21 protein-coding genes and 4 tRNA genes are annotated in these 19,619 nt (G+C 70.1%); 13 read left to right on the top strand and 12 right to left on the bottom strand.

The annotated features are described in order from the left end of the window. Positions 1-8 precede the first annotated feature (8 nt). The gene (locus tag IEY82_RS31810) at positions 9-485 is read left to right on the top strand and encodes a carboxymuconolactone decarboxylase family protein (RefSeq protein ID WP_229697746.1); all 477 of its coding nucleotides are present in this window, start codon (positions 9-11) and stop codon (positions 483-485) included. A gap of 69 nt (positions 486-554) precedes the next feature. On the opposite strand, the gene IEY82_RS31805 is transcribed toward IEY82_RS31810, so the two are convergent. From IEY82_RS31805 to IEY82_RS31770, 8 genes are all read right to left on the bottom strand, one after another. After that, a complete protein-coding gene (locus IEY82_RS31805) occupies positions 555-1,106 on the bottom strand; it encodes an RNA 2'-phosphotransferase (RefSeq protein ID WP_443686547.1) in 552 nt (183 codons plus the stop codon). Between the two features lie 86 nt (positions 1,107-1,192). Further along, positions 1,193-1,597: a hypothetical protein gene (locus IEY82_RS31800; protein WP_189127967.1), complete on the bottom strand. Its 405-nt coding sequence runs from the start codon at positions 1,595-1,597 to the stop codon at positions 1,193-1,195. A gap of 88 nt (positions 1,598-1,685) precedes the next feature. Further along, positions 1,686-2,054 carry a hypothetical protein gene (locus IEY82_RS31795; RefSeq protein WP_189127966.1) on the bottom strand — a complete coding sequence of 123 codons (369 nt, stop codon included), beginning with the start codon at positions 2,052-2,054 and terminating at the stop codon, positions 1,686-1,688. 141 nt (positions 2,055-2,195) lie between these two features. Next, positions 2,196-2,270, bottom strand: a tRNA-Val gene (locus IEY82_RS31790). Between the two features lies 1 nt (position 2,271). Continuing rightward, positions 2,272-2,345: transfer RNA gene (locus IEY82_RS31785), tRNA-Cys, on the bottom strand. A 15-nt stretch (positions 2,346-2,360) separates the two neighbouring features. After that, positions 2,361-2,432 (bottom strand) — tRNA-Gly (locus tag IEY82_RS31780). Positions 2,433-2,464: 32 nt separating this feature from the next. After that, on the bottom strand, positions 2,465-2,935 hold the full coding sequence (locus IEY82_RS31775) for a hypothetical protein (protein WP_189127965.1): 471 nt from the start codon (positions 2,933-2,935) through the stop codon (positions 2,465-2,467). 63 nt (positions 2,936-2,998) lie between these two features. Next, positions 2,999-3,739 (bottom strand): SDR family oxidoreductase, encoded by a 741-nt coding sequence (locus IEY82_RS31770; RefSeq protein ID WP_189127964.1) that lies wholly within the window; start codon positions 3,737-3,739, stop codon positions 2,999-3,001. Positions 3,740-4,019: 280 nt separating this feature from the next. On the opposite strand from IEY82_RS31770, the gene IEY82_RS31765 reads away from it, so the two are divergent. Next, positions 4,020-4,547: a pyridoxamine 5'-phosphate oxidase family protein gene (locus IEY82_RS31765; protein WP_189127963.1), complete on the top strand. Its 528-nt coding sequence runs from the start codon at positions 4,020-4,022 to the stop codon at positions 4,545-4,547. Positions 4,548-4,588: 41 nt separating this feature from the next. Here IEY82_RS31765 and IEY82_RS31760 read toward each other — a convergent pair whose 3' ends face one another. Then, positions 4,589-5,386: an ArsR/SmtB family transcription factor gene (locus IEY82_RS31760; protein ID WP_189128033.1), complete on the bottom strand. Its 798-nt coding sequence runs from the start codon at positions 5,384-5,386 to the stop codon at positions 4,589-4,591. A gap of 117 nt (positions 5,387-5,503) precedes the next feature. Here IEY82_RS31760 and IEY82_RS31755 point away from each other — a divergent pair, with 117 nt between their 5' ends. Continuing rightward, entirely contained in the window at positions 5,504-6,217 is a 714-nt protein-coding gene (locus tag IEY82_RS31755) for an ArsR/SmtB family transcription factor (RefSeq protein WP_189127962.1), read from the top strand. 15 nt (positions 6,218-6,232) lie between these two features. After that, positions 6,233-7,783: a histidine ammonia-lyase gene (hutH, locus tag IEY82_RS31750; RefSeq protein WP_189127961.1), complete on the top strand. Its 1,551-nt coding sequence runs from the start codon at positions 6,233-6,235 to the stop codon at positions 7,781-7,783. A gap of 31 nt (positions 7,784-7,814) precedes the next feature. On the opposite strand, the gene IEY82_RS31745 is transcribed toward hutH, so the two are convergent. Then, positions 7,815-8,969, bottom strand: a complete 1,155-nt coding sequence (locus tag IEY82_RS31745; protein WP_225264210.1) for a Rid family hydrolase — start codon at positions 8,967-8,969, stop codon at positions 7,815-7,817. Between the two features lie 58 nt (positions 8,970-9,027). Between IEY82_RS31745 and IEY82_RS31740 the strand changes: the two genes are divergently transcribed. The 4 genes from IEY82_RS31740 to IEY82_RS39565 are packed head-to-tail and all read left to right on the top strand — an operon-like array spanning position 9,028 to position 13,464. Then, positions 9,028-9,945: a LysR family transcriptional regulator gene (locus IEY82_RS31740; RefSeq protein WP_225264211.1), complete on the top strand. Its 918-nt coding sequence runs from the start codon at positions 9,028-9,030 to the stop codon at positions 9,943-9,945. Then, on the top strand, positions 9,912-10,922 hold the full coding sequence (locus tag IEY82_RS31735) for a chorismate-binding protein (RefSeq protein ID WP_189127958.1): 1,011 nt from the start codon (positions 9,912-9,914) through the stop codon (positions 10,920-10,922). The genes IEY82_RS31740 and IEY82_RS31735 overlap by 34 nt, the downstream gene beginning before the upstream one ends. Next, entirely contained in the window at positions 10,922-11,752 is an 831-nt protein-coding gene (locus IEY82_RS31730; protein ID WP_189127957.1) for an aminotransferase class IV, read from the top strand. Before IEY82_RS31735 ends, IEY82_RS31730 begins: the two co-directional genes overlap by 1 nt. A 38-nt stretch (positions 11,753-11,790) precedes the next feature. Next, on the top strand, positions 11,791-13,464 hold the full coding sequence (locus IEY82_RS39565; RefSeq protein WP_225264213.1) for a serine/threonine-protein kinase: 1,674 nt from the start codon (positions 11,791-11,793) through the stop codon (positions 13,462-13,464). On the opposite strand, the gene IEY82_RS31720 is transcribed toward IEY82_RS39565, so the two are convergent. Beyond that, entirely contained in the window at positions 13,458-14,822 is a 1,365-nt protein-coding gene (locus IEY82_RS31720) for an LVIVD repeat-containing protein (RefSeq protein ID WP_225264214.1), read from the bottom strand. The genes IEY82_RS39565 and IEY82_RS31720 overlap by 7 nt on opposite strands. Positions 14,823-14,901: 79 nt before the next feature. On the opposite strand from IEY82_RS31720, the gene IEY82_RS31715 reads away from it, so the two are divergent. Further along, positions 14,902-15,510 carry a DUF305 domain-containing protein gene (locus IEY82_RS31715; protein ID WP_225264215.1) on the top strand — a complete coding sequence of 203 codons (609 nt, stop codon included), beginning with the start codon at positions 14,902-14,904 and terminating at the stop codon, positions 15,508-15,510. 4 nt (positions 15,511-15,514) lie between these two features. Here IEY82_RS31715 and IEY82_RS31710 read toward each other — a convergent pair whose 3' ends face one another. Then, positions 15,515-15,931 carry an SsgA family sporulation/cell division regulator gene (locus IEY82_RS31710; protein WP_189127954.1) on the bottom strand — a complete coding sequence of 139 codons (417 nt, stop codon included), beginning with the start codon at positions 15,929-15,931 and terminating at the stop codon, positions 15,515-15,517. 450 nt (positions 15,932-16,381) lie between these two features. Here IEY82_RS31710 and IEY82_RS31705 point away from each other — a divergent pair. The 4 genes from IEY82_RS31705 to IEY82_RS31690 all read left to right on the top strand — a co-directional run bounded on the left by IEY82_RS31705 (position 16,382) and on the right by IEY82_RS31690 (position 19,419). Further along, positions 16,382-16,456 (top strand) — tRNA-Val (locus IEY82_RS31705). A gap of 277 nt (positions 16,457-16,733) precedes the next feature. Then, the gene (locus IEY82_RS31700; protein ID WP_189127953.1) at positions 16,734-16,967 is read left to right on the top strand and encodes a hypothetical protein; all 234 of its coding nucleotides are present in this window, start codon (positions 16,734-16,736) and stop codon (positions 16,965-16,967) included. A 64-nt stretch (positions 16,968-17,031) separates the two neighbouring features. Continuing rightward, complete coding sequence (locus tag IEY82_RS31695; RefSeq protein ID WP_189127952.1) at positions 17,032-17,454, top strand: integrase core domain-containing protein; 423 nt, start codon at positions 17,032-17,034, stop codon at positions 17,452-17,454. A 177-nt stretch (positions 17,455-17,631) separates the two neighbouring features. After that, on the top strand, positions 17,632-19,419 hold the full coding sequence (locus tag IEY82_RS31690; protein ID WP_189127951.1) for a protein kinase domain-containing protein: 1,788 nt from the start codon (positions 17,632-17,634) through the stop codon (positions 19,417-19,419). Positions 19,420-19,619: the final 200 nt, after the last annotated feature.

Raw genomic sequence — 19,619 nt, 5'->3', positions numbered from 1 at the left:
GGCCGGAGATGACCGATCTGGGACGGGAAGGGCAGCCGGAGATGACCGATCTGGGACGGGAAGGGCAGCCGGAGATGACCGATCTGGGACGGGAAGGGCAGCCGGAGATGACCGACGAACGGCGGCGGCGCGGGCTGGACATGATGCGCCAGGTCTACGGCTGGGAGCTCGACGACGCCCCCGGCGACTTCTTCGGCATCACCGCCGACCACCTCTTCGCCGACATCTGGACCCGGCCCGGCCTGTCCCTGCGCGACCGCCGCCTGCTCCTCATCGGCGTGCTGGCCGGCCGTGGCCTCAACGACGTCCTCGACATCCAGCTCCCGGCCGCGCTGGGCAACGGCGAGCTGACCCCGGACGAGCTCCGCGAGATCGCCATCTTCCTCACCCACTACGTCGGCTGGCCGCTCGGCGCGCGGCTCAGCGTCCAGATCGACACCCTGATCGCCAGGCACGAGCGTGGCAGGCCACGGGATTCCCCCTAGACCCGGCCGCGAAGTGGCCGGGCGGCCCGATCACGGGTCTCCCGGCCGTCCGCGAGCCGCATCCGCCCGTCACCCGTCTTCCATCGCATGGAGGAAGGCGGGCGGGACGTGGTCGACCAGCCAGACTCCGTTGGAGCTGCGCCGGAACCGGTGTCCCGAGACGTGCATCGCCCCGGCGTCGACGACGAGCACGACGGGTTTGCCACGCCGCGCGCCCACCCGGGTCGCGGTCTCCTGGTCGGGGGACAGGTGCACGTGGTGGCGGCGCATCGGCCGCAGCCCCTCGGCCATGATCGAGGCCATGTTCCGGGCCACGGTGCCGTGGAACAGCACCGGCGGCGGCTCCACCACCGGCAGATCGAGGTCGACGCGCACCGAATGGCCCTGGCTGGCCCGGATCCGCCCGCCCTCGATCGCGTACCGGCGCTTGTCGTTGTCGGCGACGGCCTGCTCCAGCTCCGCGCGGGAGATCGGGAAGCCATGCGCCGCGGCGGCCTCCAGCAGCACGTCCACCTCGACCCAGCCGTGCGGGTCGAGGGTGATCCCGATCCGCTCGGGCTGGTGCCGAAGGTGCTTGGCCAGGTACTTCGAGACCCGCACCACCCGCTGCTCGTCGATCACGGCCGCTTACCTCCCGGATGTCGTTCAGGTAGTCTCGCGCCTCCCGAACAGGGCGGCCAAGCGGGTTTGCGGTCGCCGCACGGTTTCTAGCCGTTGGGGCGGGGCGGCAGGTCACGGGGGGCGAAGCAGAGCAGTTCGTGCTCGATGGCCAGATCGTTGACCAGGCGGCAGACCTCTCCCGCGCGTGCGAAGACGACGCTCATCAACACCGTGTGCCTGCCGACCGTCAGCGGCTCCGACCAGGGGGAGTCGAGGTAGTTGTCCTCGGCCAGGTCGGGAAAGCGGGCGGTCAGGTCGGCGTAGAACGCCGCCGTCGCCGGATGTGGCTCCTCGGGGGGCGCGCCGGCCTCCGGCGTCTCGATCATCTCCAGGTCCGGGCCGAATCCGAGGACCAGCTCGTCGCTCGGCGTCGCACCCGCGGCCAGGTCCTGGGCCAGCGCTTCCAGGGTGAGTGGCACGTCCTGCGGCCACACGCCCAGCTGCACGCTCATCCGCGCCCCTTCCTCGTCCGGAAAGCCGAATGCTACGGGCTCACAGGCGGCCGCGAGCGCGGAGCCGCGTAATCCAAGGCGCTGCCCATCACCATTGGTCCCAACCGTGCCAGCCGTACCAGGACCCGGTGAGATGTCGGTAGGTGTCGTCCGCTGTCTCCTCCGGCTCGCCTGTGGGGAGCAGGACGAAGTTCGTATTGCTGTGAATGGCCCATTCTTCGCCGATGAGGCAGACGCTGCCAGGGACGTACGCGGGATTCCTCAATCCGGAGTAGGGAAAGTCATCGCAGATCCGGTACAACCCGACCCAGCGGCAGGAGAAGTCTCGCGGTGCCTCTGCCGTCACCGTCCGGGCGAAGGCTTCCATGCTCGGTTTCGAGATCGTGAACCGGAGCCAGAAAGGCGCGTCCCACACGAGTGCCACCACGACGCCGAGGATGACGAACCAGGGCGCCATCCAGCGCCCTGATCGGCCGTACGCGCTGCCGTCGTTGACGGCCGTGGTGTAGCGGACCGTCCAGATGATCAGTAAGGGAAGCCCGCGAAGAAGGCGACCAGGAACATGCGCTCTGCGGCCAAAGGTCCTGGTGAGACACCATGGTGGACGATACTGGGATTGAACCAGTGACCTCTTCCGTGTCAGGGAAGCGCTCTCCCGCTGAGCTAATCGTCCTTGGAGGTGGAGACGGGATTTGAACCCGTGTAGACGGCTTTGCAGGCCGCTGCCTCGCCTCTCGGCCACTCCACCGTGCCGGAAGCTCCGAGCGGAAGACGGGATTCGAACCCGCGACCCTCACCTTGGCAAGGTGATGCTCTACCACTGAGCCACTTCCGCGTCGCCACCGAGATTGTGGTGACGAGAGAACTCTAGCGAATCCTGGCCGAGTCCCCAAACCGGAGTTCGCCGACCTGTTCGGCGTACCAGGTGATCCCGGCGACGTGCTCGGCGATCTGGCGCAGGGTCCAGTTGGGATCGCGGGGCACGTCCCACGCGTCGGGCGCCGTCGCGTAGCGGTTCAGGTACGCCTGGCCGAGCCGGGTCCAGCGGGAGCGGGCCTCGTCGAGGTCGAGCTCGGTGAAGCGGGCCCAGTCGGACTCCAGCGTCACCATCCGGCCGTGCCAGGCGTCGGGCTGCGGGACGGCGCCGGCGAGCAGCGCCTCCACCTCGGCCAGGTGGTCGACCAGGTGGTCCTGGACGCGACGGGCCGCCTTCGACGGGGTCCACACGTTGGCCCCGTCGGTCATGATCGGCCTGCCGTCCCAGGCCGGCCAGGTGGCGGCGAGCGCGAGGCAGCGGTCGATGGCTTCGGTGATGAGGTGTGCGGGATTGTCTGTCATGTGCCGATGGTGGCCCCGAAACGTTCGGGCGAGCGTCGAAGCATGGCGGTGCGGTCAGGCGTTCTAGCTGTGGCCGCCGTTGACGGTGATGCGTTCGCCGGTGATGAAGGCGGCCGCGTCGGAGGCGACGAACGAGACGGTGGCGGCGATGTCGTCCGGGGTGCCCATCCGGCGCAGCGGCACCTCGGACCGGTAGACGTCGAGCTCGTCCTGGGCGGCGCCGGCGTGCCGTTCGACGGGGATCCAGCCCGGGGCGACGAGGTTGACGGTGATGCCGTGCGGGCCGAGCTCGCGCGACCACGACCGGGTGAGCCCGAACTGCGCCGCCTTGGCCGCGACGTAGGCCGACATGCCGGGCACGAGCCGGTCGACGATGTCGGAGCCGATCTGGATCACCCGGCCGCCGCCGAGTGCCTTCATCCCGGGCAGGGCGGCCTGAACCAGCAAGGTGGGGCTCTTGACGAAGAAACGCAGCTGGTCGAGGTGGTCGTCCCAGCTGACGTCCTCGACCGCGATGGCCGGTTGCGGGCCGGTCGCGTTGAGCACCAGCGCCTTCACCGGCCCGAGCCGGGCGGCGACCTGAGCGACCAGCTCGGTCGTCGCGGCCTCGTCGGTGACGTCGGCGCCGAACGCCTCGGCGGTGCCGCCGGCCTCACGGATGTCCGCGACCACGCGCTGGGCGCCCTCGACGTCGGAGTGGTAGTTGACCGCCACGGCCCACCCGTCGGCCGCCAGTCGCCGCGCGATCACGGCGCCCAGGCCGCGGGACGCGCCGGTCACGAGGGCCACGCCGTCTGCTGCCATCGGAAGACCTCCGCTCGATCGCCCTGTCGCCCAGGGAGCCTAGCGCCTGGAATCCCCCGCAGGTGGTGACGTCGAGCGGAGGACGAACGATCTTGATCCGGAACGAGCGGCGGCGATCGTTCTCAGCGTCGACGAAGAACATCGACCGTTCAGTCGCTGTCCGGGAGAATTGCCTGTCCCCCGTACTTCGCCGTAGCCGCAGATCGTCTTCCCGGAAGGTCTGGTCAGGTTGCGAACGTTGACGGACCTGGGCCGGGCCTACGGATAGATAAGGATCTACATGCGTGACACGCCAGAAGAGCTCAGAGAGCTCCAAGCCCTCCTCGACGCCTCCCTCTCCCGCTCCACCTCGCACCTCCGCTCGATCGTCACCGAGCGCACCCTGACCGCGGAGCAACTCACCCAGATTCTGACCGGGATGTGCACTCTTGCCCTGTCCACCGTGACGGCGAAGGGCGAGCCGCGGATCAGCGGTGTGGACGGACACTTCCTGCACGGAAAGTGGTACTTCGGCACGGCGCGCAGCGCCGCCAAGGCCCGCCACCTCGCCGCTCGCCCCGCCGCCAGCGTCGCGCACATGCGCGGGGAGGATCTGGGCGTGTTCACGCACGGCACGGTGGAGATCCTCAACCCTCAGGGCGGCGTGCCGGCCCCAGACTGGCCAGACCTGCTCGCCTACTTCAAGGACTTCTATGGCGATGACGCCTTCGACTGGGACGACGAGGTCGTCTACTACCGGCTGCATCCGCACTGGATGACTGTCTACGCCCCTGATTTCGCAAAGCTCACTGCGGCGTCGCAGTCCTGACCACCAGCACCGGGCCCCGCGGACCCAACTGATCCGTTCCTCTAGCCGAAGGCCAGGGTCTGGTCCGACTCCAGCAGAGTCTTGAGGTTGGACAGGATGGCCGGCCAGCCCTGGCTGACGCCCTTCAGCATCTCGCTGCCCGGGGCGAAGCCGTCGTGGGTCACGGTCAGCTTGACCGTGCCCTCGCCGGCCGGCTCGATCTCGAAGGTGACCGTCGAGATCGGCTCCTTCCTGAGCTCGGCGAGCTTCTCGTCGCTCCAGCCGAACATGTCGGCCAGCTCCTGCTCGTAGTTGTGCCAGGTGTAGGAGAGGCGCTTGCCGGGCTCGGCCTCCAGCACCCGCTGGCCCCAGTCCCTGAACTCGCGGCCCGTGTCGGCCTTCCAGGCGATCGGGGCGCCCGGCGTCCACTCGGAGCGCGGGCCCGAGTCGTCGAAGTAGCGGCTGATGAAGGCCGGGGTGGTCAGCGCCTCCCACAGCCGGTCGGGGGTGGTCTTGATGTAGGTGACGTAGACGAACGTGGTCTCGGACATGGCCGTGCCCTCCAGTGCGTGTTTCAGGTCCGCGAGCGCGCGCGCCCGCTCGCGGTCGTAGCGGTCGATCCATCGCTCGGCGATCTCGTTGATGGGCGCGGAGTTGAGGTAGTGGAGCTTCTCCCTGCCGCGCCTGGCCGTCGCCACCAGCCCGGCCGCCTCCAGCACGGACAGGTGCTTGGTCACGGCCTGCCGGGTCATGTCGAGCCCCGCGCACAGCTCGCGCAGGGTCTGGCCGTTGCGCCGGTTGAGGCTGTCGAGCAGCTCTCGGCGGCTGGCGTCGGCCAGGGCCTTGAACACCGCGTCCATGTCTCTCACCGCCTCAGGCAACCGTACGGATGCATGTCGACATATAAGCAACCTTTTGGTTGCGTGTCAAGAAATGCTTAGACACGTGGCGAAACGTCCGTGGGCTAGCGTCGGAGCATGGGAGCCGAGCACGTCGCACGCGACGCCGACATCGCCCCGGTGGCCGCGCTCATCGCCGACCCCACCAGGGCCGCCATCCTGACCGCCCTGCTCGGCGGCCGGGCGCTCGCCGCCGGTGAGCTCGCCAGGCTCGCCGGCGTCAGCGCCGCCACCGCCAGCGCCCACCTGTCCCGCCTGCTCGACGGACGGCTCGTGGACGTCGTACGGCAGGGCCGCCATCGCTACTACCGGCTGGCCGGGCACGAGGTCGCCGAGGTGCTGGAGGTGCTGGCCCGGATGAGCGCCCGGCCTCCCGTACGGTCCCTGCGCCAGTCGCGGCAGGCGCGGCTGCTGGAGGAGGCCCGCACCTGCTACGACCACCTGGCCGGGCGGGCCGGCGTGCTGCTGCTCGACCGGCTCAGGGAGGGCGGCCACTGGCGGGACGGCGAGTTGACCCCCGAAGGGGAGCGGTCGCTGTCCGGGATCGGCGTGGACGTGGCGGCGGCCCGCGCGGCCAGACGGCGCTTCGCGCCCGAATGCCTCGACTGGACCGAACGCCGGGCCCATCTCGGCGGAGCCCTCGGCGCCGCGCTGACCAGCGTGTTCCTCGAACGCGGCTGGTACGTCAGGGGGACGGTGCCGAGAGCGGTGGTCCTGACCGACGCGGGCAGGGGAGGGCTGGCGGAGTTGTTCTCCGGTAAGGAGCTAACATCGCATACGCCAGTTACCTAAGCAGGAGTGAAGCTCATGGGCGACAACGAGGTCGTGAACGTCGGTCCGGAACCCCTCACCTTCGACGACGTCATCCGGGTGGCCCGCCACGGCGCCGCCGTGCGGCTGACCGACGACGCCATGGCGGCGGTCTCGGCGGCGCGCCAGCGGGTCGACGAGCTGGCCGAGAGCGATACGCCCGCCTACGGCATCTCCACCGGGTTCGGCGCGCTCGCCACCCGGCACATCGACCCGGCGCTGCGCGCCCAGTTGCAGCGCTCGCTGGTGCGCTCGCACGCGGCCGGCAACGGGCCGGAGGTCGAGACCGAGGTGATCCGCGCGCTCATGCTGCTGCGCCTGCACACGCTCGCGACCGGCCACACCGGCATCCGGCCGGTCACCGCCAAGACCCTGGCCGCGCTGATCAGCGCGGGGATCACGCCGGTCGTCCACGAGTACGGGAGCCTGGGCTGCTCCGGTGACCTGGCGCCACTGGCGCACGCGGCGCTCGCCCTGATGGGTGAGGGCGTCGTCCGCGACGCCTCCGGAGAGCTCACCTCGGCGGCCGAGGCGCTCAAACAGGCCGGGATCGAGCCCGTCGAGCTGGCCGCCAAGGAGGGCCTGGCGCTGATCAACGGCACGGACGGCATGCTGGGCATGCTCATCCTGGCCATCGACGACCTGACCGGGCTCATCCGGACCGCCGACGTCAGCGCCGCGATGAGCGTCGAGGCCCTGCTCGGCACCGACCGGGTGTTCGCCCCTGAGCTACAGGCGCTCAGGCCGCAGCCGGGCCAGGCCCTGTCGGCCGCCAACATGGTGAAAATTCTGCAAAACTCCGGCGTGATGGAGAGCCATCGCGACCCCGAGGCGTGCACCCGCGTCCAGGACGCCTACTCCCTGCGCTGCGCGCCCCAGGTGGCCGGCGCCGCCCGCGACACGATCGCGCACGCCGCGAACGTCGCCCGCTGGGAGCTCGCCAGCGCCGTCGACAACCCGGCGGTGCTCGCCGACGGCCGCGTCGAGTCCAACGGCAACTTCCACGGCGCTCCCCTCGCGTACGTGCTGGACTTCCTCGCGATCGTGGCCGCCGACGTCGCCTCGATGTCCGAGCGCCGCACCGACCGCTTCCTCGACGTGGCCCGCAACCACGGGCTCCCCGCCTTCCTGGCCGACGACCCCGGAGTCGACTCCGGCCACATGATCGCCCAGTACACCCAGGCGGCCATCGTCTCCGAGATGAAGCGGCTGGCCGTGCCGGCCAGCGTCGACTCGATCCCCAGCTCGGCGATGCAGGAGGACCACGTGTCGATGGGCTGGTCGGCGGCCCGCAAGCTGCGCAGATCGGTCGACGGGCTGACCCGCGTGCTGGCCGTCGAGGTGCTCACCGCCGCCCGGGCGCTCGACCTGCGCGCCCCGCTGCAGGCCGCCCCGGCGACGGCGGCGGTGGTGAGGGCGCTGCGTGAGGCGGTCCCCGGCCCGGGGCCCGACCGGTTCCTCGCCCCGGAGATCGAGTCGGCCGTCCGTCTGGTCGCGGACGGCTCGGTGGTCGCGGCGGCCGAGTCGGTCACCGGCCCGCTCGCCTGACCCGCCGGCCCCGATCTCCCGTCCCGGGGGGTCAGCGCAGGGCCACGATCAGGTCCACCTCCAGCAGCAGCCCCGGCCGGAACAGCCGCGACACCTCCACGGTGGTGCTGGCCGGGGGAGTGCCGGTGAGATACCTCCGGCGCACCGCGCCGTACTCCATCAACCGGTCCATGTCCGTGATGTACGTCCGGACGAAGGCGATGTCCTCGAACGTCGCCCCTTGGTCGGCGAGGATCCGCGAGAGGTTCTGGAAGATGTGCTCCGACTGGGCGGCCATGTCGCCCTCGCCGACCACCTCCCCCCGCTCGCCGATCGCGGCCTGCCCGGCGACGTAGAGCATGTCGCCGACCCGCACGGCGTGGGAGTAGGCGCCGTTGGTCGCGGGCACGGTCGCCGGGTTGAGCGGCACGGTCCGGCGCGCGGGCCGGTCCATGACGTGGCGGGCGATCGCCGTCAGGTCGCGGTCGCCCAGCCCGGCCGTCTCGGCCTCCCGCAGCCGCTTCCTGGCGGCCGTGGCCAGCGACGCGCCGTCCCACGCGGCGAGCGCGAGGTCCTTGGCCGCCAGGCCGAGCGCGTAGCGGGTCTCCGCCGCGGGAGCCCGCAGCCGGTCCGCCAGGCCGCCCAGCGGGGTGCCCGAGAGCACGTCCGCCAGCGCCTCAGGGGACACGCCGTGGGCCTCGCCGTACGCGAAGGTCTCCGCGAGCAGCACCTGGGCCGGGACGAGCGCGCTCATGACGGCGAGTTTCAGTGCCGCGCCCGACCCGACCGGACCCGTCTCGCGTACCGTGCCGAACACCGACAGCACCTTCCGGCACTCCGTCAGGTCGCCTCCGGCCAGCACGGTCAGGGTGCCGTCGGCGGCCGGCCCGACGCTGCCCAGCACCGGCGCGTCGACCAGCCCGACCTCGGCGGGCAGCAGCTCGCGCAGCTCGCGCACGGCCTCGGGGCCGATCGTCGACATCTCCACCACCGTCGCCCCCGGCCGCAGCCCCGGCCGCGCCGCCGCCAGCACCTCGCGCACCGCGGCCGGATCGCGCAGCATGGTGATCACCAGCTCGGCCCCGTCCACCGCCTCGGCGGCGGAGACCCCCGTGCCGCGCCGCCACACCGTCACCTCGTGCCCGGCTTCGTGGAGCCGCCGGGCCATGGGGACGCCCATGCGTCCCTGTCCAAGAAATGCAATCACGTGGCTCATTGAACAGGGATGCGAAGTATTCCACCAACGACTAGATTGCATGCCAGCCATGATGAACACGCATGCCTTTGACGCCACCGCGCTCCGCCTCTTCGACGAGGTCGCCAGGAGCGGATCGTTCACCGCCGCCGCCGAGCTGCTCGGCTACACCCAGTCGGCGGTCTCCCGGCGCATCGCCGCGCTGGAGCGCGCCGCCGGAGGTCCGCTCTTCGAGCGCCTGGCCCGAGGCGTACGCCTGACACCCGCCGGGGTGTCGCTGCACCGGCATGCCGTGGCCGTCCTCGACCGGCTCGAACGCGCGGGAGAGGAGCTGGCCGCCATCCATGGCGGCAACGCCGGCACCCTGCGGATCGGCGCGTTCGCCACGGCCAACGTCGATCTGGTGCCGGGCGCGCTGCGGCGCTTCGCCGAAACGCATCCGGGCGTCGAGCTGCGGCTGGTCGAAGGGCTGACCGGGCGGCTGATGGACCGGCTGGACGCCGGCGCCCTCGACGTCGCGGTGATCAGCGACTACCCGTCGGGCCTGCCCGTCGAGGGCGGCGAGATCGTGCCGCTGCGCGACGACCGGCTCCTGGTCGCGCTGCCGCGTACGCACCGGCTGGCCGGTGACGACACCGTCGACCTGCGCGACCTGGCCCAGGAGACCTGGATCGAGGCCGCGCCGGGCGGGCAGCCGACCCTCCTGCTGACCGCGTGCGCCGCCGCCGGGTTCACGCCGCGCAGCGGGCTGCGGGTGGCCGAGTGGACGGGCAAGTTCGGGTTCGTCGCCGCCGGGCTCGGGGTGACGCTGGTCCCCGAGCTGGCGGCGCGGGCCGTGCCCGCCGACCTGGTGCTGCGGCCACTGCGGGGGCAGGCGCCCGCCCGCCGGGTCTACGCGGCCCTGCCCCGGACCCCGCTTCCGGCGGCGCTGGAGTTCGTCCGGTTGCTGGGAGAATGGGAGACGTGCACGATGGTTTCGCCCACGTAGCCGGTCTTCTCGCCACGGGCCTGCGCGACGTCACGACCGACCTCGCCGCCCTCGACGGCGAGGGCTGGTGGGCTGTCGTGGTCGACTTCGAGGGCAAGGCGACCTGCGCCCGCTTCGATCGCGTACGTCCCGCGCCGCTGCCCGCGCCCCGGCGGCCCTGGCACGGCCCCCGCCCCGAGCAGTGGCGCAGCTCGCTCGACCGGGCCGCCTACGAGCGCGGCGTCCAGGCCATCCGCGACGAGATCGAGCGAGGCGAGGTCTACCAGGCCAACCTGTGCCGCGTGCTGACCGCGCCCGTCCCCGGCGACGCCGACCCGCTGGCGCTCGCCGCCCGCCTGGCCACCGGCAACCCGGCCCCCTACTCCGCCGTGATCCAGGTGCCGGGGCTCAGCGTGGTGTCGGCCTCGCCCGAGCTCTACCTGTCACGCGACGGCGACGTGGTCGAATCCAGGCCGATCAAGGGCACCGGCGTCACCGCGGCCGACCTGCTGGACAAGGACTACGCCGAGAACGTCATGATCGTCGACCTGGTCCGCAACGACCTCGGCAGGGTCGCGGCCGTCGGCTCCGTCGAGGTGCCGGAGCTGTGCGTGGTGGAGGAGCATCCGGGCCTGGTCCACCTCGTCTCGACGGTGCGCGCGAAGCCGGCGCCGGGAGTGGGCTGGCCTGAGCTGTTCGCGGCCACGTTCCCGCCGGGCTCGGTCACCGGCGCGCCCAGGTCGTCCGCGTCGCGCATCATCAACCGGCTCGAAGCCGAGCCCCGGGGGCCGTACTGTGGTGCGGTGGGCTGGGTCGACGCCGACCGTCGCCGGGCGGCGCTGGCCGTGGGCATCCGCACGTTCTGGATCTCCGCGAGCGAGATCCGGTTCGGCACGGGCGCGGGCATCACGTGGGGCAGCGATCCCGCGCGTGAATGGCTGGAGACCGAGCTGAAAGCGTCCAGGCTCATCTCATTGGCATCCTCAGGAGGCACTTGATGACTATCCCTGTCTGGGTCAACGGGGACCTGATCGACCCCTCGCGGGCCACCGTCTCGGTGTTCGATCACGGACTGATGGTCGGTGACGGCGTGTTCGAGACCGTGAAGATCGTTCACGGCCGGTCGTTCGCGCTCACCCGGCATCTCGACCGGCTCAAGCTGTCGGCCCAGCGCATGGACCTGCCCGAGCCCGACGTCGAGGCCATCGCCGACGGCATCGACCAGTGCCTGGCCGCAGCGCCCGACTGGCCGCTCGGCCGCATCCGCATCACCTACACCAGCGGCCCGGGCCCGCTCGGCTCCGACCGGGGCGACCAGGGCACCACCTCCGTGGTGATCGTCGACGAACAGAAGCCGTTCCCCGCCGCGGCCGCCGTCACCGTGGTCCCCTGGCCGCGCAACGAGCGCGGCGCCCTGTCCGGCGTCAAGAGCACCTCCTACGGCGACAACGCCAAGGCCCTGGCCCACGCCAAGGCGCGCGGCGGCGGCGAGGCGATCTTCGGCAACCTGGCGGGCGACCTCTGCGAGGGCACCGGCTCCAACATCTTCGTCGTCCGCGGCGGGCGGCTGCTCACCCCGACGCTCGCGTCCGGCTGCCTGGCCGGCGTGACGAGGGCCCTGGTGCTCGAATGGTGCGGCGGCGAGGAGGTCGACGTGCCCCTGGCCGAGCTCTACACCGCCGAGGAGGCGTTCCTCACCTCCACCACCCGCGACGTCCAGCCGATCAGGCTGGTCGACGAGACCGAGCTGCCGATCGCGCCCGGCCCGATCACCGCCAAGGCGATGCGGATCTTCGCCGAACGCGCCGCCGCCGACCTCAACCCCTGAGATAGCGTGGCAGCACTCGTGCGAGAGGTGAGGTCTGGGTGGTCGCTGGTGCGCTGCGCCCGGGAGATCCCGAGCGCTTAGGCGAGCACGCCATCGTGGGCAGGCTCGGTGAGGGCGGCCAGGGCGTGGTCTACCTGGCTGAGGCTCCCGGCGGCGAGCGGGTGGCGATCAAGGTCATGACGGGCGGCATCGACCGCTCCTTCGCCCGGGAGCTCGCCGCGGCCCGCCAGGTCGCCGAGTTCTGCACCGCCCGGGTGATCGCCGCCGACCTCGACCACGACCCTCCGTACATCGTCAGCGAGTACGTCGACGGCCCGCCGCTGTCAGACGTCGCCCCGCTGGGCGGCGCGGCCCTGACCCGGCTGGCCATCGGCACGGCCACCGCGCTCACCGCGATCCACGGTGCGGGCGTGGTGCACCGGGACTTCAAGCCCGCCAATGTGCTGATGGCGCCCGGCGGGCCGCGCGTCATCGACTTCGGCATCGCCCGGCTGACCGGGCTCACCGCCACCCGAGGCGCGCTCGCCGGCACGCCGCCGTACATGGCTCCGGAGCAGTTCGGCGACGGGCCGACCGGCCCGGCCGCCGACGTGTTCGCCTGGGGCTCGACCATGGTGTTCGCCGCCACCGGCCGCCCGCCGTTCCTCGCCGACACGATCGCGGCGGTGGCCTACCGGATCATGAGCGCCGAACCCGACCTGACCGGGCTCGCCCAGCCCCTGCGCGAGGTCGTCGCGCGCACCCTGGCCAAGGACCCGGCGGCCCGGCCCACGGCCCGTGACCTGCTGCTCGACCTGCTCGGCGAGAGGCGGCCGGCCGGCGAGATGGACGTGCTCGAGCAGGGCGCGGTGGCGGCCGGCTCGCCGCGCCTCTCGCGCCGGCACGTGCTTCTCGGCGCCGGCGCCGTCACCGCGGCGACGGCGGTGACCGGCGGGCTGCTGTGGCGCCGGATCGTCGCCGGCGCCTCCGACGGCTCCCCGGCGGGCACCGCGACCAGCCAGCCGCCCTCGACCACGTCGAGTTCCTCCGCGCGGACGTCACGCCCATCCGCGACCGAGTCGCGACAACCGTCCGCCGGCCCGCCGCCCACCCGATCGTCGGAGCTGGTCGCCGCGGTGGAGGCCGCGGTCACCGTGACCTCCATGGCCGACTTCTCCTACGACGGCGGGCTGAGCCAGAGCGCCTTCTACGGCACGGCCAAGGGCCGGCTCGCCTACGGGACCCTGGGCGGGAGCGCGACCGACTTCAGCATGCGGGCCTCCTCCGAAGGCGAGACCGCCCAGGTGGTGTTCATCAGGACGGAGGAGGACGACCTGACCTACCTCAACGGACGGCGGGTGACCGGGGAGCCGGACTCGGCCGCGCTCGCCTTCGCCACCATGGTGCCGGTGACCGGCGGGATCGGCGTCCTGCTGGACCTGGTCAACCTCACGCCCCGGGTGAACGGAGCGGGGCGCGACTACTCCGGGTCCCTGGTCGCCGACAAAGCGCCCGCGGTCGTGCGGGACAAGCTGTCCGAGATCACCGGCGGGTGGACCTCGGAGGAGCTCGGCGACAGCCAGATCACCTGGAAGCTGCGGCTGGACGCGCACGACAGGCCGGTCCGGTTCGACTTCGCCTGGCGTGCGCTCAACTCCAACACCCGCGTCACCTCGTCGTTCACGACCACCTACGGCAAGTGGCGGCCGGGGACGATCGAGGCGCCTCAGTAGGCCCGCTGCGTCTGCACGTTGAAGTCCTTCATCGTGACCTTCTTGGCGGGATCCGTCAGGGGATCGTCGATGGAGATGACGTCCAGGCCCTTACGGATGTCGGCGGAGTAGATGTAGCCGTTGTAGTAGTAGGCCGACCAGGATCCGGCCACACCCTCCTCCTCGAAGGGCCCGCGCTCGAAGTAGCCGATCTCCTTGGGCGCGGACGAGTCGGTGAAGTCCCAGATCGACACGCCTCCCTGGTACCACGCCTGGACCATGACGTCCTTGCCGGGCACCGGGATCAGCGAGCCGTTGTGGGCCACGCAGTTCTCGGTCTTCTGCTGCTGGCGGGGCATCTTGAAGTAGCCGCGCCGCTCCAGCTTGCCGTCGACGATGTCGTAGATCGCGTTGGCGCCCTTGGTCTGCGGCGTGTCGCCGTCGCAGGTCGGCATCGAACCGCCGCCCAGCTCGTCGCCGAAGACCACCTTGGTCGCGTCGTTGTTGAACGTCGCCGAGTGCCAGATCTGGAAGTTGGCCTCGTCGCGGATCTGCTGCAGCACCTTGGGGCTGACCGGATCGGAGATGTCGAGCAGCACGCCGTCACCGAAGCAGGCGGCCGCGGCCAGCTTCTTCTCCGGGTAGGCGGTGATGTCGTGACAGCCGCCCGCGCCCAGCTGCCGATCGGGGAAGATGTCCGGCTTGGACACGATCGCCGCCGACTTGGGATCGTCCGTCGGGATCTTCACGACCTGAATGACCTCGTGCGGCTCGGGGCAGGTCGTCGAGTCCGGCTCGGGGCCGGGGGAGGACACGTACACGTAGAGCGTCTCGCCCTGCGGGACCATCGTGTGGGTGTGCGAACCGCAGTCGGTACGCACCGCCGAGACGTACTGCGGGTTCTTCTTGTCGCTGATGTCGAAGATGCGCAGCCCTTCCCAGGTCCGCGTCCTGTCGTCCGAGTCGCAGCTCTCACCGCTGCGCGGCTGGTCGACCGACAGGATCAGCAGGTCACCGTGGACCGAGATGTCGTTCTGCTGCGCCGGACAGGCGACCTGGCTGACCGTCTTGGGCGCCGTCGGGTCGCTGATGTCGTAGATCGAGAACCCGCCGAAGTTGCCCACGAACGCGTAGTCGCCCTGGAACGCGAGGTCGGTGTTCCAGTCCATCTCCTTGTCGAGCGGGGCGGTGCGCGGCACGTTGGCGACCAGCTTGACGTTGTCGCTCGTCAGCACGTCGCCCGACGGGGGAGCGCTCGTCTCAGGTGCCCGGCCCGGGCCCGGCGACTCGGGCCCGGCCGTGCCCGGCCCCGCGCCACATGCCGCCACCAACAGGAAGACCGCGCACAACGCCGCCCCCCGTACCCTCACAGAGATCACGCCCGCACCCCTAGTCTTGTGACTCAGTATGGAAGCTATGTCAGTACGATTCCGCTCGCGCACGTTGATTGTCACGATTGTGGCGGCTTTCGTACTGGCCGGTTGCGCTGAGGAGCCGGACCAGCCGTCCCCCATCGGCACCGACGCACCGGTGATCGTCCCACAGGGTCCGGGAACTCCGGCACGCACGGCCACGCCCGGCGAACGCATCGGGCAGGGGGACGCGCGGCCGGAGGCGGCCGATGTCCGCTTCGCCGAAGGCATGATCCCGCATCATCGTCAGGCGCTGGAGATGACCGGCCTGGTGGCCGAGCGGACGACCGACGCCGGCGTGCGGCGCTTCGCCGAGCAGATCGCGATGGCCCAGCGTCCCGAGATCAGCCTCATGTCGTCCTGGCTGTCGGCCCTCGGCCGCCCGATCCCCGCCGAGCACGCGCACGGCCCGGCCGGATACGGCATGGCCACGCTGGAGGAGATGAACGCGCTGCGTGCGGCCCGGGGCACGGCCTTCGACCGGATGTTCCTGGAGCTCATGATCAGGCACCACGAGGGCGCGCTGAAGATGGCGGGGGAGCAGCTGACCGGCGGCCGCGACCCGGACATGCGGCGGCTGGCCGCAGACGTCTCCTCGGGTCAGAGCATCGAGATCGCCCGGATGCGCAGGGTGCTGGACGCGCTTCCGGGATAGGCCGTCAGGACGGCCAGAGCATGTTCGTCAGCTCGGCGTCGAGGTCCATGAAGTCGACCTCGCGCCCCGCCGGCACCTTCTCGTACGTGCGATGCAGGAACTCGGTGAGGGGGGCGAGCGGCACCTCGAAGAGCGCCTGGCCGAACGGTGACGTCAGGCTGATGTGCAGGGTGCGCTCGCCGTCGGCGCGTGCGGGCCAGACCTGCACGTCGCCGTCGCCTACGCGTCGCACGATGCCCACGGTGAGGAGCTCGCGGGCGAAGATCCACTCGACCGGTTCGTCGTTCCCTACGTGGAAGGCCATGCGGATGGCGTACGGGTCGTCGGCTGTGTAACTCAGTCCGGCGAGCAGGGGGACGGTTGTACGGTCGGGGACCACAAGCCGAAGGCCAAGCTCGGCGGAGACGGTGGTGCTGTTCATCGTCAGCCAAACCTTTTCGTCGAAGGTCCCCTCTTCGGGGCTTTCACTGCTCTGACGGACTTCGTCCTGAGCTATGACGCGGAACGAAGAAACCCGTAGGAAAGATTCCGCTACTGAGGCCTTCTGTAACGCATATCACAGCTGGACATTTAGGCATCTACCTGGCTAAACGGCATCAATCGGGTTGTATTTGCGAGGGTTTTGCGAGTTGTCGAGCCAGTCCCGGGCGGCCCCTTCGTGAACGTTTCTGGAGAAAGGATCACGATGGGTGCCTACCGGAACAGCTCGATGGTATGCCAACGAGCCCCTACGCCGATGGGCAACCACCGCCTTTCACTCGAATCCCTACCCTCCGCCGCCCGCCGCCTCACTCGAGGGCGATCGCGCTTCGCCAGAGGGTGCCAGAGTGCGGTATGGTTTTCCCGTCGGCGCCGCACGGAGCCGCAGGGCGGGCGATTAGCTCAGCGGGAGAGCGCTTCGTTCACACCGAAGAGGTCACTGGTTCGATCCCAGTATCGCCCACCACGTTGTAGCAGGTCAGAGGCCGAGCTCCGAGATCGGGGCTCGGCCTTTTTGATCGTCTGACCCCGATCTGACCCCCGGGATGATCCGTCACTGAGCTTCCCCTCGTAACGTGGAGACTGAACCAGGAGAGGTTTGGTCGTGGCAGGAGCCACGAGGCGGCGCTTTGATCCGGAGTTCCGGGCTGGGGCGTGCGTATCGTCAAGGAGACCGGCAAACCCGTCGCGCACCTCGCGCGGGACCTGGGTATCAACGAGTACCGCTGTACAACTCGGTGCAGATGGACCGGCACGCAACGGGGCAGGCCGGGCGTGACGGCAACGGAGGCGGCAAGCTGAAGGAGTCCGAGCAGGAGGAGCTGGAGCGGCTGCGGCGGGAGAAGGCCGAACTGGTCAAGCAGCACGCCAAAGAGAAGGCCGCCTGGGAGAAGGAGCGCGCGGAGCTGGAGGACGAGCGTGATGACGTCCTCAAACGATCCGTGGTCCTATGGGTCAAGGACTCGCTGAACCGATAACCGTGGTGGAGTTCATCGAGTCCCAGAGGACCGAGTTCGGCGTCCCCCCACAAGATCTGTTTCCGTGTCGGAACACCATGACGCGGCGCTGACGGTCGCCTCGCTGCAGATGGCCGTGGTCGCGCGTGGTGGTGACGTGGACGGCGTGATCTTCCACTCCGATCGCGGCTCGGAATATACAGCTGCCCGCTATCAGGCTGAATGCCGCAAGCACGGGGTGGTGCAGTCGATGGGCCGGGTCGGGTGCGCGCTCGACAACGCCGCTTCGGAGGCGTTCAACAGCACCCTGAAGGTCGAGTTCGTACATCGGCAGCGCTTCCGTACCCGCGCCGAGGCACGACTGAAGATCGCGACCTGGATCGCGGACTTCTGCAACAGCAAGCGCAGGCACAGTGCCAGCGGCGCACTGCCGCCTGTCACATTCGAGCGTCAGATGATCGAGAAGCGGCAAGCACCAACGGTCCTGCTGAGGACCGCTGTGGCGTAGGACGTCTCCACACTTTGAGGGGATTGACAGGAACCGGTGGTGTGTCGATAGAGAGTACTGTCGCGTGACCTGAATCGTCACCGACTATCCCGACGAGTTGCGTGATCTGCTGGAAATGTCGGTTCCGTCAGGGATTCGGGTGCTGGTTCGCGCCTGGATCACCCTAAGATCCCCTTCATGCAGCCACTGCGCCCCGGGGATCCGACAGCGCTGGGCCCCTACATTCTTCTCGGTTTCCTCGGTGAGGGCGGGCAGGGCGCCGTCTTCGCCGGGCGGGCACCCGACGGCACCGCGATCGCGGCCAAGGTCCTGCACGCCCGCTTCGCCGGTGACACCGCCGCCGTACAGCGCTTCCAGCGTGAGGTCGAGCTGGCCCGCCGGGTGGCCCAATTCTGTACGGCACGCGTGCTCGACGTCGGATTCGCGGGCGCCGTGCCGTACATCGTCTCCGAACTGGTCGAGGGCGTCTCCCTCCAGCAGGCCGTACGCACGCGTGGCCCCTTGACCGGCGACGATCTGGTACGGCTCGCGGTGGGGACCATGACCGCTCTGATCTCCATCCACCGGGCGGGCATCGTACACCGCGATTTCAAGCCTTCCAACGTGTTACTGGCCGCTGACGGGCCTAGGACGATCGACTTCGGCATCGCCAGGGCGCTGGACGCCTCCTCCGTCACCGCCAGCAGTGTGGTGGGCTCGCCCGGCTACATGTCGCCCGAGCAGATTCGGGGCGAGCGGATCGGGTCCGCCTCGGATCTGTTCTCGTGGGCCGGGACGATGGTCTATGCCGCCACCGGTTCGCCCGCGTTCGGCCTTGACTCCATCCCTGCGGTCATGCATCGGGTGCTCAACATCGAGCCTGACCTCCGGGCCATCGGTGAGCCGCTGCATGACGTGCTGGCGGCGTGTCTTCAGAAGGATCCCGCGCTGCGCCCTGACGCCCAGACGGCCTGGAACGCGCTGATGGATGGCTCCCCAGCCGCCGTACCCGTGACACCTCCCCCGGACAGCGTGCCCGGCGGCGACTCTCGCAGGGACAACGGACCTGCTGAGGCTCGCCGTGACACCACACCGGCGTCGCCTGGACGAGAGCATGCTGCCCGCCGTACCTCCTCGTGGGGACGGCCTGCGGTGGCGGTGGCGGTGGCGGTGGCGGTGGTGACGGTGAGTGCGGCCTACATCCTGTGGCCCGCGCCCTCAACCAGCCCGCCCGCAGTCGCAGACCCAGCGGTCACCACCACGCTCGGCCAGCCGGCCTCAGCCACGCCGGCTCCTCCCACGCCAATGTCTGCCACGCCAACGTCTGCCACGCCAACCGGCACGACCCCGCCGGCCTCCGCCCGGAAGGCCACTCCGAGCACAAGCCCGACCCCTTCGTCGGCCACCACTCCAACCCCCACCCCGACGACAACCCCCACACGACGCCCTGCAGTGTCTGGACGCTGGGATACGAAGGGTGACGTGTCAGAGTGGGACATCACCGGTCCACACAGCGCCAAGTTGATCCGGTACCCCGAAGGACCCACAGGCCCCGGCTGGGGGCTCCTGATGTGGACGAAGCGGCCGATGAGCACCAGCTTCACGCTCTCGGTCCGCGCGCGCTTGCTCGAGTACGGCCGCCGGGACGAGACTCCGAAGTACGGCTTGCTGTTCTCCAACACGGAGCCGGGCAACGACATCGGCTACTACGTCGAACCGCTCACCGCAGGGGGCAAGCTCACCGTCCTGGTGATGGAGAAGGGGGCGTTCAGCGCGGAGCGCATCCCATGGCCCTTCGGCTTCGACCCCGATGACTTCCACACGCTCAAGGTGACCAGGAAGGGCTCGACCTACACCTTCCATGTGGACGGCCGACAGGTGTCCCAGCGTGAGGTGCCCGGAGTCGACCCACAAGGTCTGGGCCGGGTCGGTCTGGCCGGGTTCGACGTCCTCGCCGAATTCCGAGACTTCAGAATGCGGAAATGAGGTGTACGACACTCGGAACATTTCCTCGGTCAGCGCCGTTACCTGCGCCAACGTTCATTGCTGTCCTCCTCCCCGCTGTGTGCGGCGGGCCCAGCGCCTAGGCCGTGTTTCATAAGGCGCGGAGCCACTGGTTGATGGCGGCGATGGTGAGTGTGGCCTCGTAGCGGACGGCGAGCTTGTCATAGCGGGTGGCCATGCCA

This window comes from Nonomuraea cavernae, assembly GCF_014646355.1.
Classification (GTDB): Bacteria; Actinomycetota; Actinomycetes; order Streptosporangiales; family Streptosporangiaceae; genus Nonomuraea; species Nonomuraea cavernae.
This window is presented reverse-complemented; position numbering and strand designations above follow the sequence as displayed.